Raw genomic sequence first — 16605 nt, forward strand, 5'->3', positions numbered from 1 at the left:
AAATATTAAAAGTTTCTTTAGTTTCGCGATAAAATATAGATGACCTGTGGATACTAGAGAACGGATATTAAGAGAAGGAACTACATTATTTAAAAAGTATGGGGTGAGGAGTGTTACCATGGATGATATAGCTAAGGAGTTATCTATTTCTAAAAAGACTATTTATCAATTTTTTAAGGATAAAGATGAAATAGTAACCATAGCCATGCAGGATTTTGTGGAGCAGGAAAAGGCAGAGTACATCGCGGTGGTGGATGAGGTGAAAAACGCGGTGGAGGAGCTAGCCATGATAACTAAGTGTATAAGGGAAGACTTTGATGATATAAACCCTTCTTTGATTTTTGATTTACAGAAATATCACCCTAAAGCGTGGGACATTATAAAGGAGTTTAAAAACAATTTTTTAAGAAAGGCTCTGGTAAGAAGTATTGAAAATGGAATAGAAGAAGGGGTTTTTAGAGATAATCTGGATCCTGAAGTGATGGCCGTGCTGAGGGTAGAACAGATCAATATGGCTTGCGATCATCAGCTATTTCCATTGGATAAGTTTAGCATTTACGAAACACATATGAAGTTACTAGATCATTATATAAGCGGTATAGTAACAGATAAAGGCAAAGAATACTATAATAATTTTTTACAACAAATAGATATACCAACCACAAACCACCATTGATAATGAGATTTAAATTAAGTTTTGTTCTTGGACTTATGCTTTTAACAGGGCTGGCCAGGGCTCAGGAAGATACCCGGGTGGCTTTTTCGTTAGAGGAATGTATTGACTATGCTATGCTGCATAATCAGAATATTCTTAATAGCGCTATAGACAAGGAAATAGCTGATACCCAGGTAGGTGAGACCTTAAGTGAAGGACTGCCACAGGTAAATATTAATGCCGGTGCTAATTATAATTTCGAACCACAAAAATCTTTGCTTGATGTGAGCACTTTTGATCCGAGCATACCTCAAGGAAATGAGGAGCCAATATCATTCCAGCAGAAGTATGATGGAAATGTGGCTGTAAGTGTAAGGCAACTCATTTTTGATGGTTCCTTTTTTGTAGGCTTACAAGCTTCTAAAACCTATAAGGAACTCTCTACTAAAGAGTACATTAAAACAGAAATAGATGTAGTGGAAGCTATATCTAAGGCTTATTATAATGTGCTGGTTAGCGAAGAAAGGCTGGCACTCATTAAAACCAACTATAGCAGAGTAGATACCATGCTGTATGAAACCAGCGTGATGTTAGAAAATGGTTTTGCCGAAAGAATAGACGTAAGCAGGCTAAAGGTGCAGCATAATAATTTAAAAGTGGAGTTGGAAAACACAGAGAAGCTTTTGGATCTTAGCCGTGATATGTTGAAATTTCAAATGGGTATGTCTTTGGCTCAGCCCATAGAGCTTACTGATAAGCTTGAGGAGGTGGTATTTGAAGATCCTTCTACAGAGGGTGATTTTAATTATGCCAATAGAATAGAATATTCACAGTTACAGACCAATGTAGCATTAGCACATTTAGACTTAAAAAATAATAAGATTCAATATGTGCCTACTTTGTATGCTAACTTTAACTATGGTTACAATACTCAAACCAGTGATTTTGATTTATTATTCAAAAGTGAGCGATGGTTAAATTATGGTCTGTTGGGGCTGTCATTAAACATCCCTGTGTTTGACGGATTCCTGAAGAGTAACAAAATTCAAAGAAATAAGCTGGAGATTAAACAGCTCAATAATTCATTCGAACAACTAGAAAATTCCATAGATCTGGAGATAAAAGAAGCCAGCATAAATATGGAAACGTCTCTAAAGCAGATGCAGGCTCAGAAAGAGAACATGGAGCTGGCTGAGGAGATTTATGATGTAACAAGCATAAAATTTAAAGAGGGAGTAGGATCTAATCTGGAGGTAGTGGAAGCCGAAGCAGATTATAAAGAGGCCCAAACCAATTATTACAATGCATTATATGATGCTTTGGTAGCCAAAGTAGAGCTAGAAAAAGCTTATGGCCAACTACACAAGAACTAAAAACCAACCCATTTTTGAAAACAAACCAGACATGAGAAATACAGCATTTTATTACTTAGCCATCATTACATTGCTTTTTGCAGCCTGTAGTAAAGAAGGGCTGGAGGCAAAGAAGGAGCAGCTTCAGTCTTATAAAGATGAGGTGCGTGAGCTTAATACTAAGATCAAAGAACTGGAGACCGAGATAGCCGCGCTAGATTCAACTTATGGTGTTGAAGAAGGAAAAGCCATTTTAGTAAATACCAAGGTGGTGAAAGCTACTGACTTTAAGCATAAAATAGAGGTAAGAGGTTCTGTTGAGTCTCGCAGAAATGTAATGCTTACCTCAGAAACAGCCGGAACCATAGAAAGTGTGAAGGTGAGAGAAGGCCAAAAAGTGAGTGCCGGTCAAACGCTGATAGTGCTAGATGCAGATATTTTAAGAAATAACATAGCTGAGCTTAAAACTTCACTTGAGCTGGCCAAAGTGGTTTATGAAAGACAAGCCAATCTTTGGGAAAAGAAGATAGGTACTGAAATTCAGTATTTGGAGGCTAAAAATAATAAAGAAGCAATTGAGAGAAGGTTAGCTACCGCACATTCTCAATTAGACCAGGCAGTGGTTAAGGCTCCGTTTGCCGGTGTAATAGATGAGTTGCCTGCCAGAGAAGGAGAAATGGCTCAGCCAGGAGTGGATTTAGTTAGGGTAGTAAGCCCTGAAATGATGTACATCGATGCTGACGTTTCAGAAAGATATATCTCAGACTTTAAGGTGGGTGATGAAGTAGATCTTTACTTCCCGGTTCAGGATAAGCATATCACCTCCAAAATATCAGCAGTAAGTGAGGTGATTAAAAGTGATAACAGAACATTTTCTATTGAAGTAAAACTACCTAAGCTGGATTTCCCGGTAAAGCCTAATCAGGTGGTGGTTCTGGAGTTAACTGACTATGAAGCAGAGTCTGCTTTAGTGGTGCCTACAGAAATTATCCTTTCTGATGGTGATGATAACTTCTTGTATACTGCTGAAGATGAAAATAATAAAACGGTGGCCAAAAAGACTAAAGTGAAAGTGGGTGAAAGCTATGATGGTGTTACCGAAGTGAAAGAAGGTCTAAAGCAAAATGATATTGTAGTAATAGAAGGTTACCGAAGCTTAAGTGATGGCGTAGCCGTAAAAGCAGCCGATAAATCAACTAAAACAGCTCAATTAAAATAAAGCTTGCTGGTATGTCAGACATCAACACTAACAAAAATAACCAACCAATAAACGGAGATACGAACTCTGAAAAGGAGTTTGGGCTTACCAAGCTATCCCTCAATAACAGGAATACGGTTTTCTTCCTCCTGTTTTTGGTAGTGATTATGGGTATTTCTGCCTATATCAACTTGCCAAAAGATAGCTATCCGGAAGTGGAGCAGCCGATGGTTTATGTAGGTACTACTTACCTGGGTAACTCACCGGTAGATATAGAAAACCTTATTACCAGACCGCTGGAAAAGGAGATTAATGATATTTCTGAAATAGACAATATTAAGTCTACCTCTGTGCAGGATTATTCTACCATTATAGTAGAGTTTGAACCTGATATGGATATAGATGATGCGCTTCAGAAGGTAAAAGATGCCGTAGATAAGGCCAAGCAAGAGCTTCCTAATGATTTAGACACAGATCCGAATGTGTTTGAAATGGACTTTTCTGAAATGCCTATCATGAATATTAACCTCTCAGGAAACTTCCGGGTAGAGAAATTAGAAGATGTGGCAGAAGACCTGGAAGATGAGCTTGAAAAAATTAGCGAAGTATCTTCTGTAGAAATAAGAGGGGTAGATGATAAGGAAGTGAAAATAATGGCTAATCCATACCTGATGGATGCTCGCCAGGTAAGTTTCTCAGACATTACTCAAGCCGTGCAGGCAGAGAATGTTACTTTTTCTGCTGGTAATATTAAAGAAGGAGATGTAAGAAGAACCATTAGGGTAGTGGGAGAATACGAAGATCCTAAAGACATGCTGGATATTGTAGTAAAGCATGAAAATGGTAATATCGTATACTTAGGAGATGTAGCTAAGATAGAATTTGATTATGTGGATCCTGAGAGTTATGCCAGGCTTGCCCTTAAGCCTGTTGTTTCAGTAGATGTGATCAAAGGAAGTGGAGAAAACCTGCTTATTGCTACTGATAAGATTAATGAGGTGTTAGAAGAAATGAGACCTCAGTTTCCTGAAGGTTTAGAAATAACTATTACCAATGATCAGAGTCAGATGACCAGAGATCTGGTAAATAGCCTTGAAAACAATATCATTTCTGGGGTTATCCTGGTAGTGTTGGTATTGTTATTCTTCTTAGGTACCAGAAATGCCCTGTTCGTAGGGGTCGCCATTCCGGTGTCTATGTTTATTACCTTCCTAATTATGAGTGCTTTAGGTATTACCATTAATATGATGGTGCTTTTCTCACTCATCCTGGCGCTGGGTATGTTAGTAGATAACGGTATAGTTATCGTAGAAAACGTATATAGGCTTATGGAAGAAGGGCTTTCTCCCTGGGAAGCTACTAAGCTCGGTGTTAGTGAGGTAGCCTGGCCTATCATTACTTCTACGGCTACTACATTAGCGGCCTTTTTACCATTGGCTATGTGGCCGGGGCTTATGGGGCAGTTTATGAGGTACCTTCCTATTGGGGTTATGATCACACTTTCCTCATCACTTTTTGTGGCATTGGTTATTAATCCTGTATTAATATCAGTGTTTATGAAAATAGAAGATGGTAAAAAGCAGGATCATACCAAAGTGCTTAGAAATACAGGAATCTTCGTGCTCCTTGGGACCATATTTTTAGTGCTTGGAGCTACCTGGTTAGGTAATTTGCTGGTATTCATAGGCTTGCTTATTCTATTGAATGTATATGTACTGATGCCTGCCAGTCGTAAATTCCAGTCAGGATTCTTACCTTGGTTAGAAAATATTTATTCAAACACGTTGGCCTTTGCACTTAAAGGTTATAGGCCTTGGTTGTTCTTCTGGGGAACGATATTCTTATTGATTTTATCAGTAGTACTTAATATGGTGAGCCCTCCTAAGGTGTTATTCTTCCCTGAAAATTTACCTAAATATGTAAATGTATTCATTGAATTCCCGATAGGAACCGATATAGAAAAAACGAACAGCTTCTCTAAGCAGATAGAAGAGAAAGTGCTGAAAGTGGTAAATCCTTATGGTGATGTGGTAGAATCAGTAATTGCTAAAGTGGGGCAAGATACAGGCGATCCTAATGATCCTTCCTCATTCGGTTCTACAGATACACCTAACAAATCTCGTATCACGGTGAACTTTGTGGAGTTTAAAGACAGACATGGAGTGGATACCAGAGAGATTATGGATAGTATAAGGCATGCAGTAGATGGGTATCCGGGTGTATCTATTTCAGTAGATAAAGATGCCGCCGGTCCTCCGGTAGGTAAGCCTATCAATATTGAAGTGTCAGGAGATGATATTGCTACCTTGATAGCTATTACTGATAGAATGAAAAACTTCATTAATGAATCAGGAATTAAAGGAATTGAAAACCTACAGACTGATTTAGAAACAGGTAAGCCTGAACTTTTGGTGAATATTGATAGAGATAATGCTCGCCGTTTCGGTTTATCAACCAGAACCATTGCGAATGAAATAAGAACCGCGCTTTTTGGTATGGAAATCAGTAAGTTTAAGCAAGGTGAAGATGATTATGAAATACAGCTAAGGTTACAAGATGAATACCGATATGATCTGGAAGCTCTGAAAAACAGAGAAGTAACTTTTAGAGATCAGAAGGGGCAATTAGTACAGATTCCTATTAGCTCAGTGGCAGAAATGAAGTTGAGTACTACTTATGGTTCTGTAAAAAGAAAGGATTTAGAAAGAGTAGTAACGCTCTATTCTAATGTGCTGCAAGGCTACAATGCAACTGCTATTAATGCCGAAATACAGGAGTTATTGCAGGATTTTGAAATGCCCGCAGGTTATGACTTCAAATTTGGTGGTGAACAGGAGAAGCAGGCTGAAGAAATGGCCTTCTTAACACAAGCATTATGGCTGGCAGTATTTATTATATTCCTGATAATAGTGGCGCAGTTTAATAAGATCACTACTCCGGTTATCATCATGTCTTCTGTGGTGCTGAGTACGGTAGGGGTGTTCCTTGGTTTGTTTGTTTTCAGAATGGACTTTGTGGTAATTATGACTATGATCGGTATCATATCATTGGCCGGTGTGGTAGTAAATAATGCCATTGTATTGATAGACTTTATAGAGCTAATCAGAGCTAGGAAACAGGCCGCATTAGGGGTAGATAAATTAGATTTTGAAGATATTAATGCCGCTATAGCAGAAGCAGGTAGAACAAGGCTTAGACCAGTACTGTTAACAGCTATTACTACTATTCTGGGGCTTATACCGCTGGCCTTGGGTATTAATTTTGACTTTGTAAGATTCTTTAATGATTACAACCCTGATTTCTACATGGGGGGTGATAATGTGATCTTCTGGGGACCTATGTCATGGACTATTATCTTCGGACTCACCTTTGCCACCTTCCTCACCTTGGTAATAGTACCGATCATGTATCAGTTCTTTGCTAAGATCAATAGGAAATTCGGGGTGAATTAAAACCTCAATAAAGGCCGCTAATGATCATTTCATTAGCGGCCTTTTCTTTTACAGCAGGGGAAGGCCTAACTTTAAAGCCATATTTTAAAATTAAGAATGCATAAGCTAATGGTTATAGCGATGGTGATGGCAGTGTTACTGCTAATGGATTATTATGTCTATCAGGGCATTTTATTTGTAATGCAAAATAGCTCTGATCTGGCAAAGAAGATCGTAAAGTACTTATATTGGGGGCTTACCGTAGTTTCCTTTTTGGTGATATTAATCTATAACCTTGGAGATCCGGAGTGGTTTAAAGGAGCTTCTAGGAGCTTGATATTCACAGGGCTTTTCATTAACTATTTCTCTAAGTTTTTCGCCATACTCTTCTTGTTTACTGATGATATTATCAGAGGCGTGAAATGGCTAATTACTTATTTTAAATCGCCTGAGCCTTCAGGAAAAGGTGAGCCTATTACCAGAACGGAGTTTTTAACTAAAACAGCCTTATTGGCGGGTACAGTGCCTTTGGTGGCTATGAGCTATGGTATAATCTCAGGAGCACATGATTATCGGTTTAGAAGAAAAACTATTTATCTGCCCAATTTACCAAAAGCCTTTGATGGCGTCACTATTGGTCAGGTATCAGATATTCATTCAGGTAGTTTTTTCAATAAAACGGCAGTGAAGGGTGGCGTAGAAATGTTACTCAGAGAAAAGCCTGACATCATATTTTTTACCGGTGATTTAGTAAATAATGAGACCAAAGAAGTTAGAGATTACATCAATATATTTGATAAGCTACATGCTCCTTTAGGCGTTTATTCTACTACAGGTAATCATGATTATGGAGACTATGCCTCCTGGTCTTCGGCGGAAGCCAAGAAAAAGAATTTTCAAGACCTGATAGCGGCGCATAAGCAAATGGGCTATGACTTGCTCATGAATGAGAACCGTTTTATAAAAGTCGATAATGAGCAAATAGCCATATTAGGAAATGAAAACTGGGGAGCTGGTCGTTTTTCTAAGTATGGAGACCTGGACAAGGCCTATGCAGGCAGTGAGGAGGCGCCGGTAAAATTACTCTTATCTCATGACCCAAGTCACTGGGATGCTCAGGTGAGACCACAGCACTCTGATATTGATCTTATGTTTGCAGGGCATACCCATGGTTTTCAGTTTGGGGTAGAGCTGGGAGATTTTCAGTGGAGCCCGGCACAATATGCCTATAAGCAGTGGGCAGGATTATATCAGGAAGGAGATCAGTATTTATATGTTAACCGAGGCTTTGGCTATATTGGCTATCCCGGGAGGGTTGGTATGCCTCCCGAGTTAACCATTATTACTTTAAAGAGAAAGGCGTAGAATTATTCAGTTACTTTTTCCCAATCGTCAGAAGAGGAAACTGTAATAGAACCGTTCTTTCTTACTAAAATAAAATCAAGCATTACAGGAGTTCTGCATCCTTGAAATTGGGTGGCTCCTGTGCTTTTCATTAATACAGGGTAAGAAAGACCATATTCCCTTTCAAACTTTACTATTTCGTTGTTTTCATTGAGTAAAAAACCCCATTCCATATCAATAGCCCCTTTTTCACAAGATGAAGGAGCAAAGCCGAAAATATCATAGTTATACACTCCGCTGCCATCTTCATTAATCTGTAAATAGCCGCTTTTTCTTCCGGCATACTTACCATAAAATTCTACAGGCACATTAAATGTGGTTTTTACTGCGGTGCCATTGTACTCTATCTCTCTGATTTTTTCATTAGAGTTAGAGAATATAGCGGTAAGGCTGATAAATAGAAATATAAGTGCTTTCATGCTTTAAAAAGGCAAGTCATCTTCATCTCCGTTAGTAACCCATCCTGGCTCTTCCATGTGTCCCGGGTCTTGCTGTGGTGGTGGAGGCATGTCACCTGCAGGTGCATTGTTACTTACTCCTTCCAGCTTCCAGGCTTGTAATGAGTTGAAATATTTTACTTCACCTTTTGGGTCAGTCCATTTTCTGCCTTTTAAGTTAAAATAAACATCAATGTCATCACCTACTTTATAGCTATCCAGCAGATTACATTTGTCCTGGATCATTTCAAACTTCAAAAACTCTGGATATTGAGGGTTTTCAGCATACTCAAGCACAAACTCTCTTTTTTGAAATGAACTTGTAACTTGTTGAGTACTTGAAATCTCAAGAATTTTTCCCTTAACATTCATGAAAAACTAATTTTATTTTTTAAAACTTTTGTTCTTGCAAAGGTAATATAATAATGACCCGATGTTATCTTTTTTTCCTGAATATAGCCCAGAAAATTACCACAAACAATATGCATCCAATAACCATGGTTAATAGCATGGATGAGTCCACTAATTCTACTCCGTTCATAATTTTATTGCTTTTTGTAAAGATAAGGGATGCAGTTCATTCATAATTATATTTTTATATTTTGCTGGTTTTGGTAAACTTGTGAGCTTTCTATTTTGAATAATTCAGTGTGAAAATAAGTCATAAAAATCATCTTTTCGGTGCAGTACTTTTTGTGCTTATAGCTTTGGTATTATGGCTGCGGATCACCGTGGAAGCTACGCATTATATTTCACCAGATTCAGAATTTTATCTTAGAGTAGCCGAAAATATTTTAGCAGGTAAGGGGTTGGTGGCTCCTTATACTTATCCTTTTGATGATACTACCAGAGAAATTTATTTTGCTGCCTGGGCTCCTGGGTATCCTGTGCTTATTGCTTTTTTGTGTTGGTTGAGTGGAGGTTTTATTTCAGTAATAGTAGCATCTAAACTCATCAATGTGCTGGCAATGGCCTGTATATATTGGTTGTTGCGTAAGTGGGTGGGCAGTAGAGCTTGGTTTCCCTTTTTATATTTCTGCTCTTTCGGGATGCTAGAAGTGTTTTCCTATTCCTGGTCCGAGCCTATATTCTTGTTTTTTGTGGTTTTATTGGCTTTTCTAGTCAAGGAAAGTTGGTATAAACAGGATAAATGGCTTTTGCTGAAGGCCACAGGTATACTCATTATGCTTTTTATGATCAGGTATGCCGGGCTGGTTTATTATGTTGGCCTGAGCTTATTTATGATTGTATTGTATTTGAAAAACAGGAGAAATCAGGCTTTTCATTATTTTGGAGCATTATTCATTAGCAGTGCGGTGGCACTCGGCTATTTTTATAATAACTATCTGCAAATGGGGGCTTATACCGGTGGAGATAGGGTGTTTCCTGAGCAGGTAAGTGATTTGGGCTTTATGGGGGATTTATCATATGGCCTATTCAATGCTTTCTCCCTTGCTCGTAATTTTTACTTTGAATTTGAAATACTGTACTTTTTACTACTGGCATTGCAAATAGCTTTAGTGATATTTCTGGTTAAGCAAAGCAGGTTGATAAAACGGCCTTTTATTAAAAATAATAATGATGTCTATGTGTTATGGGGAAGTGCTACTTTCTACTTGGTACTTATTATTATTTTGAGAAGATTATCCCCATTTGATCCTTTTGACTACAGAATTCTAAGTCCATTTATGCTTACTTTCTTTTTAGGGTGGTTTATGGCAGTTCTTCGACATGAAGAATTTTTCCAGAAAACTTATAAATGGATAACGGCTTTTATGCTGCTTTCTTTGTTGATCAACCTACCTAAGGTGTTTTTGTATGAGGAGCTGAAGCAGCTAATCTCTTATTTAGGCTAAAAGCGCAGCCTCATCTGTATTTTTAGGTCGGTCTTAGTGTTTCCTGCTATTTCTTCTAAACCGGAGCTTATGCTTTCCTGGTTTCGATAAAGGGTTTGAGCATATTTTAGCCATAAATCTAAATGACGACTTATTTTATATCGAATTACTACATATTGTCTTGTGCCCTGACCATAGTAAGCCGGAATCGAAAAGGAGTAAAGTACATCTCTTTCATAGGCATACTGTCTGTTTTGATAATCGTCAGTTTCAAACAGAGCTAATCGTGTGCTTATACGGACTTTTTTAAGATTGATGTTAAGATCCTGAATAAGAGCCATACCTTGGGTTCTTTGCCCTGAAAAGTTATAGTGACTCAGTTGTAGTCGCGTTTTCAGAGAGATAATGTCATTGGCCTCTATGTCTATATTGAAAGTGTAATTGTCCTTAATACCATTACTGGTGATAACCATAGGCTGTTCTGGCAGGGAATTATCATTGGCTTTAGATTCTCTTCTATACTGAAAATAGAGAATGGATTTTCTATTAGGTTTATAATTAGCCCTTACAAGGTATTCATAGCCAGTGGAGGGGCTGCTGATGCCAAACTTAAGCCATGGAAAAGTGAACTTGTCGAAATACGCTGATAATTGAAGTTTCCGTATGGGTGAATATTTTAATCCCCAATACCAGCCTTTTTCATTGATGTTTTTGCCGGCTGCTTCAGCAAAGGCACTGCCATAGAAGCTGTGAAAGTTTCGCTGGTAATTTCTAAGCACTATAGCGCATTCCAGTGTACGGCTTAGGTTGAGAATCATGCCGCCGATCGCAGCCAGTCCACCACTTTTAGAACGGGCCGCCTCACTGAAAAAGGCCATGTTATGCCAGTTGTATTGTAAGGATAGTCCCAGGTTATGGTTTTGGGTGCCTGTAAATTCAAACTGGTTATACAAGTAAGGCGATTTTATAATTGGAGTACTGTAATTATTGTTTAAGTAAGTAACTCCAACTTGCAGGTTGTTATCATGATCTTTATATAGCAGATGCGCGCCAATAGTCTGCTCTGTAATTTGATCTTTTGCAGCTATTTCTGATTCAGTTCTATGGAAACCACTACTCTGAACGGAAGAAATGAACTCATAATAACTGCTGCTGGAGTCTGACCTGATTACCGCGTCTTGTTGCAACCGGGAGTAGAAGGTGGTGAGTTGTAACTGTGGTGAGAAAGAATAAGTGGCAGAAGCTCCTCTGAAGAACCCGGTTTCTACCACTGAAGTATATGGCCGAGCTCCCAAATTGCTTCGACGTACCGTGGTAATGGTTTCAGCTCCTTTGCCAATATTGAATCCGGCAGAAAGTAATAACCCTTGTCCGAATTGTAATTGATAATCTCCAATGATCAAGTTGCTAAGTTTGCCCTGGTTCTGAAGTTGAAAGTGGAAACTATAAAAATCAAAGCCATTGGTTTGTCTATTAAAAGCAAGAGGCTCTCCGGCATCTTTTTCTACTGTATAGCCCAGGCTGAAGTCTTTTGTATGACTCACTCTAAATCGATTATATAATTTATAAGGAGCTCCGGAATATCTGCTAGTGCTGGTTTCGGTAGGTGGAGTATAGCCCTTCTTGGTTTCTATAGTTCGTTCATAGCGCAGTAGAAAATAGTTATTAGGTTCATTTAAAATGCGCTTAATCAACGGATTTTGATCTTTATTAAGGCCATAATCATTTACTGTTATAAAAGGGACTAGTTTACGGATGTCTGCCAAAGTTAATTCTGGGATGGCCTGTAGTTCATAAATGGAAAGCAGGTTGCCATACTTTAGTCGGTAGTTAATGATGTTATCTATCTGCTGATCACTCAATATGTATAATGCCCTTAAATCATCTTTATCTGCTTTATTTATATTAAGCGGATGCGTGTAATAAAGCAATAATGATTCATAGAGTTCTTCATAACTCAGGTCGCTGTCCTGCACCGAGAAAAGATTTTCAATGAATAGCTGTAGGTCAAAGTTTTCCTGCCTCTTTTGAGCACATGCAAAGCAGGTAATTAAAATGCCTATGAAACACAGTAGCCATTTCATTGAGTCATTTTTATAATATGAGAAATACCTACCTGATGAGTAAGGCCTAGCTGGCTATCATTGCTTAAGGCATAATCGACTTTTAATCGGCTAGTGAAGAAACCCAGGCCGGCATAATGAATAAAAGGAGAAGTTTGTGCTCCTGCCCTTACAGCTATGTATTTCAGAAATACATATTCGAGTCCTAACTTCATGTTCAGGTCATAATCTATGTCTTTTTCTGCTTCTATGTTAATGATTACCGATGAAGTAGGCCGGTAAGATAGCCCTGCTTGCAGGGTGATAGGGACACGCTCATCTTCAAACTCTGAAAGTTGCGGTTGGTTGATATTAGTGATGTATGCCCCAACTAATAACTGCTCAGAAAGACTGGCAATTCCTCCAAAATCGATGGTGATAAAGCTTTTGTTGCCATAGCCTTCTAAATGATATTGGCTGTAGTTTAACCGGACCCCTAAACCTGCTATACCAAAATGGTTAGCATAGCTCAGCGAGAGCTCCTGTTCATGGTATAGGTCATCACCAAACTTGAGGAAGGATATGCCTGCTACACCTGTTGGAACCGGGGAATAAACGCCTGCGGCTATAGTGTTTAATCCGGCTATTCCATATTTGTTTTCAAACCCACCAAGTACGGCTACATCGGTTAATTTGCTGAGCCCTGCCGGATTGTTGAGTAGTGACCAGCCATCCTGCAAGGTGGCTGTAGTGTAGCCCATTGCCTTAGCTCTGGCACTAAACTGATGCGTGTTTTGAGCACTTGCTAAGGGTATTGACAGCAGGATAAAGAGTAATATGAAGACAAGCTTTCCCAAATTATTTAACTTAGAGATACTTATTATAAATTAATAAAAATCACTTTTTAAGTGAAATAGATGTAATGAAGGTGCTGAAAATCATGGTTTTACTGCTTTTGCCTCTTAGTCTGGCTGCGCAGGATACATTGAGGTATAATGATGGAAAGTTGAAAGGAATAGGAACCTTAAGAGAGGGAGTGAAACAGGGGAAATGGATTCTATATTATCCTAATGGAGAGAAAAATGCAGTTGAAAACTATAATAACAAAGGTCAGTTAGATGGAGATGTAACCTACTATAATTTGGAGGGCAATAAAATTGGGGAGGAACATTGGAAATCTGATGTGTTGATAGATTCGGCGATCTACTATCATAATAATGGAAATGTAGAGAAGAAAGGGAAATATGACGAAGGGAAGTATGCGGGTACCTGGAAGTTTTATTACTCTAATGGACAGTTAAAGCGAGAAGTTCGGTATGTAAATGGCTGGCCTGAGGGAAGCTGGAAGGTTTATAATGAAGCAGGTGTTCTGATTCAAGAAGGCGCTTATAAGCAAGGTAAGGAAACAGGTGAATGGAAGTTTTATGATGATAAAGGAAGGTTAGAGTTTATAGGGAGTTATGAAAATGGAGAAAGAGTGGGGAAGTGGTATGAAGTTTCTCCAAAAGGAAAGCGGAAAGAAGTGAAATATTAGAACTCTTTTCTAAAATGGACAAATAATCCGTGTTCCATTTCCCGGTTCATGGAGTATTCCAGCCTAATCACAGTATCATAGTAGGAAACAATGTCAAAGCCTGCACCACAGCCAAATAGATAACGATCGGTTAGCATAGTGTTCTGGTCATAGTTTGTCAGATTTTCAGAATAGCCCATATCAAAATAGAGCTTAAAATATATATCAATAGGCACTGTTTTAAACTGATCTATAGGAATGAAGTTAAGGTCAGTGCTAAAGCTCCACAGCCTCTTTTTTAGCGTAGACCGGTTAAGTAAAAAGGATTTTGATTCTACTACATAAAGCTCATAGCCTCTGATAAAGTCATAAGAATACCCCAGCCCTCTTAAATTAGAATAGGGTTGGTTCTCTGGAAAACTAACGTATACCGAGCTGTAGTTAGAGAAATAGTAATCTTTGCCTAAGTCAATAAATTTTGAGTATTGCCCCCCAAGGTCGAGTTGATTAAGGTCATCAAAAATGCCCAAGCCATATTTTCTGGCAAAAATATTAACTTCGGATCCTTTTAATGGGTAGGTGACATTATTCCGTTTATCGTGCACAAAGTTATAAGCGATGCTAAAGTATTTCTGCTCCCTCTCATTATCTAAATAGTAGTTTGAGTTTTCGAAGGTTACGGTATCATTTACCCAGTTGTCATTAAAATATAAGTTTAAACGATGGGTAGAATAAAAGGAGTTTCTAAACTGATAGCCTAACCCGTAGCGCTTCTGTACCCGCAGTACATCTTCAGAATCAAGAAATTCTCTTTTATGGTCTACGGTTCTGTAAGCAATGTTTTTATTGTCAGCATAAGAATATAAAAAGGAGATTCCGTGGCGCTGAGATTTATCAAGGTATGGCACAAAGTAAGCTACTTCAAATTGTTTGGTATATCCAAACTGCGCTACCAGTTTAAGTCGCTCGTTTCTGCCTCTTACATTATTTTGAAACAGCTTTAATCCATAATTTACGCGGCTAAGGTCATGGTTCTGGTTTTGCCACCAGTCATTAAAATTACGATCTACCAGATCAAAAATAGGTACGGGAAAAGTGTACCATCTTTCACTGACTTTAACCACTACATCTACCTTGTCATTTTGTAATTCAAGAAGCGAAACTTCAACAGTATTAAAGAGTCGTGTATTAAATATTTTATTTCGGTCTTGTCGAATGATGTCTTCTAAATCTGGCTCATAGAAATATTCTCCGGCATTTATGCTCATCTCTCTGAGTATGATGGCTTTCTTTGTTCTTTTATTACCAATTACAAAAATGTTATCTATATAAACATATTTGCTTTTGACGGAATCTTCATGAACCTGCTGAGAAGGTATGCTATCGTAGGTGGAAAAAGCTTCGGCTTCTACTACCTGCGAGGGAGAATAAGACATAAAAAGAGACAGTAGAAATACAAGCATTTCCGTTACCAGGCCAGGTCAAAATATTTAGTAAAGTATTAAAAATATGAAATAGTATTGTATAAACTAAACGTTTATGGCTCTCTATTTATATTAATTCTTCTGCTTATCCTTCCTTAGTGCATAAATTAGGATAATTACTCCGCTTATAATCAAGGGTATACTTAATGTCTGCCCCATGTTTAGCATAAGCTTGTTCTCAAAAGAAAGTTGATTTTCTTTAATAAACTCATAGAGAAAGCGCAGGCTAAAAACAACCATCAGCAATATTCCGAATAGTAGCCCAGGAGGCGTATTGAGCCTTTTTTTGTTCCATATTCCGAAAAGAATGAAGAATAAAACAAGGCAGCTAAATGCTTCATAGAGTTGAGCCGGGTGCCGCACTATTCCATATACTATTATGGTTGCCTCATATTCTCCTGTGCTGGTTTTGCTAATTAGCGGTGAAAGCTCAGTAGATGGAGGATAGTAAAAGTGCTCATTAAGAAAGCTCCTGCTTTTTAGTTGTGTTAAAAAATAGCCATTTAAAAAACTTTCAATACCTTCTTCTGTCTGCACATCTGGGTGAGCTTTGAAATTCAGTGTAAGGTCTATTGGCATGTAGCCAGGCTCAATAGGTGGTGCCAGGTGATTTTGTACATAAGAGATGCTTTCTATGGGACTGCTATCATCCTGAGTGAATAGATTTAGATTGTTCACGAACACTACGCCGAAGTCAGAGTGAGTGGGCGTGCCTATAATTTCTGAATTAATAAAATTACCTACTCTTATGAAACAGCCACACAGCGCTACTACTATGGCTATTCTGTCTACTATCTGTAAAAAGGACTGATTGGGCCTTTTTTGCTTCTTGAAGACCAGCTTTTTGGCTTTGAAAGGGCTTATTCTAAATTGAAAACGACTATAAAACCATAAGGCTAATAATATCCCAATTGCTGCTCCATGGCTCGCGAGTCCACCTTCCCATACTCTGAAAACATACAGTGGATCTTGCCAAATTTTCTCTGGATTGTTAAGGAAATCATAAAAAATGACATGACCCAGACGAGCTCCTACCACTGTGGCTATGAGCAGGTAGATGGTTAAAGACTCTACATCTCTTTCTGGTTTGCCTTCTTTTTTGAATACATAAAATAGTATCTGCTGGCTTATAATTAGCCCCAGAGTGAAAAGAATGCCATAATACCTTACAGGGTATTCGCTTATGGGCAAATGAAAAAATATAGGATTTGGCTCCCAAATAATGTAGCTCAAATTAAACATATAAGCTTTGGC

General features: G+C 38.3%; 13 protein-coding genes. 7 read left to right on the forward strand and 6 right to left on the reverse strand.

What is annotated here, in order from left to right:
- Window positions 1-46: 46 nt before the first annotated feature.
- The 5 genes from LVD15_RS13635 to LVD15_RS13655 all read left to right on the forward strand — a co-directional run bounded on the left by LVD15_RS13635 (window position 47) and on the right by LVD15_RS13655 (window position 8001).
- Window positions 47-676, forward strand: a complete 630-nt coding sequence (locus LVD15_RS13635; RefSeq protein ID WP_233780877.1) for a TetR/AcrR family transcriptional regulator — start codon at window positions 47-49, stop codon at window positions 674-676.
- Between the two features lie 2 nt (window positions 677-678).
- Window positions 679-2028, forward strand: a complete 1350-nt coding sequence (locus tag LVD15_RS13640; RefSeq protein ID WP_233780879.1) for a TolC family protein — start codon at window positions 679-681, stop codon at window positions 2026-2028.
- The gene (locus LVD15_RS13645) at window positions 2006-3226 is read left to right on the forward strand and encodes an efflux RND transporter periplasmic adaptor subunit (protein ID WP_233780881.1); all 1221 of its coding nucleotides are present in this window, start codon (window positions 2006-2008) and stop codon (window positions 3224-3226) included. Before LVD15_RS13640 ends, LVD15_RS13645 begins: the two co-directional genes overlap by 23 nt.
- An 11-nt stretch (window positions 3227-3237) precedes the next feature.
- Entirely contained in the window at window positions 3238-6657 is a 3420-nt protein-coding gene (locus tag LVD15_RS13650; protein ID WP_233780883.1) for an efflux RND transporter permease subunit, read from the forward strand.
- A gap of 96 nt (window positions 6658-6753) precedes the next feature.
- A complete protein-coding gene (locus LVD15_RS13655; protein ID WP_233780884.1) occupies window positions 6754-8001 on the forward strand; it encodes a metallophosphoesterase in 1248 nt (415 codons plus the stop codon).
- Window positions 8002-8003: 2 nt separating this feature from the next.
- Here the strand turns inward: LVD15_RS13655 and LVD15_RS13660 are convergent, their stop codons facing one another.
- A complete protein-coding gene (locus tag LVD15_RS13660) occupies window positions 8004-8459 on the reverse strand; it encodes a hypothetical protein (protein ID WP_233780886.1) in 456 nt (151 codons plus the stop codon).
- A 3-nt stretch (window positions 8460-8462) separates the two neighbouring features.
- The gene (locus tag LVD15_RS13665; protein WP_233780888.1) at window positions 8463-8849 is read right to left on the reverse strand and encodes a DUF3127 domain-containing protein; all 387 of its coding nucleotides are present in this window, start codon (window positions 8847-8849) and stop codon (window positions 8463-8465) included.
- Between the two features lie 278 nt (window positions 8850-9127).
- Between LVD15_RS13665 and LVD15_RS13670 the strand changes: the two genes are divergently transcribed.
- Entirely contained in the window at window positions 9128-10333 is a 1206-nt protein-coding gene (locus tag LVD15_RS13670) for a hypothetical protein (protein ID WP_233780890.1), read from the forward strand.
- Here LVD15_RS13670 and LVD15_RS13675 read toward each other — a convergent pair.
- On the reverse strand, window positions 10330-12396 hold the full coding sequence (locus LVD15_RS13675) for a ComEA family DNA-binding protein (protein ID WP_233780892.1): 2067 nt from the start codon (window positions 12394-12396) through the stop codon (window positions 10330-10332). The two genes, LVD15_RS13670 and LVD15_RS13675, sit on opposite strands and share 4 nt — an antisense overlap.
- Entirely contained in the window at window positions 12393-13211 is an 819-nt protein-coding gene (locus LVD15_RS13680; protein WP_233780893.1) for a PorV/PorQ family protein, read from the reverse strand. Before LVD15_RS13680 ends, LVD15_RS13675 begins: the two co-directional genes overlap by 4 nt.
- Window positions 13212-13276: 65 nt before the next feature.
- On the opposite strand from LVD15_RS13680, the gene LVD15_RS13685 reads away from it, so the two are divergent.
- Window positions 13277-13888, forward strand: coding sequence for a toxin-antitoxin system YwqK family antitoxin (locus LVD15_RS13685; protein ID WP_233780895.1), 612 nt, complete (start codon window positions 13277-13279; stop codon window positions 13886-13888).
- On the opposite strand, the gene LVD15_RS13690 is transcribed toward LVD15_RS13685, so the two are convergent.
- The gene (locus LVD15_RS13690; protein WP_233780897.1) at window positions 13885-15303 is read right to left on the reverse strand and encodes a POTRA domain-containing protein; all 1419 of its coding nucleotides are present in this window, start codon (window positions 15301-15303) and stop codon (window positions 13885-13887) included. The genes LVD15_RS13685 and LVD15_RS13690 overlap by 4 nt on opposite strands.
- A gap of 120 nt (window positions 15304-15423) precedes the next feature.
- Complete coding sequence (gene lgt, locus LVD15_RS13695) at window positions 15424-16593, reverse strand: prolipoprotein diacylglyceryl transferase (protein ID WP_233780899.1); 1170 nt, start codon at window positions 16591-16593, stop codon at window positions 15424-15426.
- Window positions 16594-16605: the final 12 nt, after the last annotated feature.

It is taken from the genome of Fulvivirga maritima (assembly GCF_021389955.1).
In the GTDB taxonomy this organism is placed as follows: Bacteria; Bacteroidota; Bacteroidia; order Cytophagales; family Cyclobacteriaceae; genus Fulvivirga; species Fulvivirga maritima.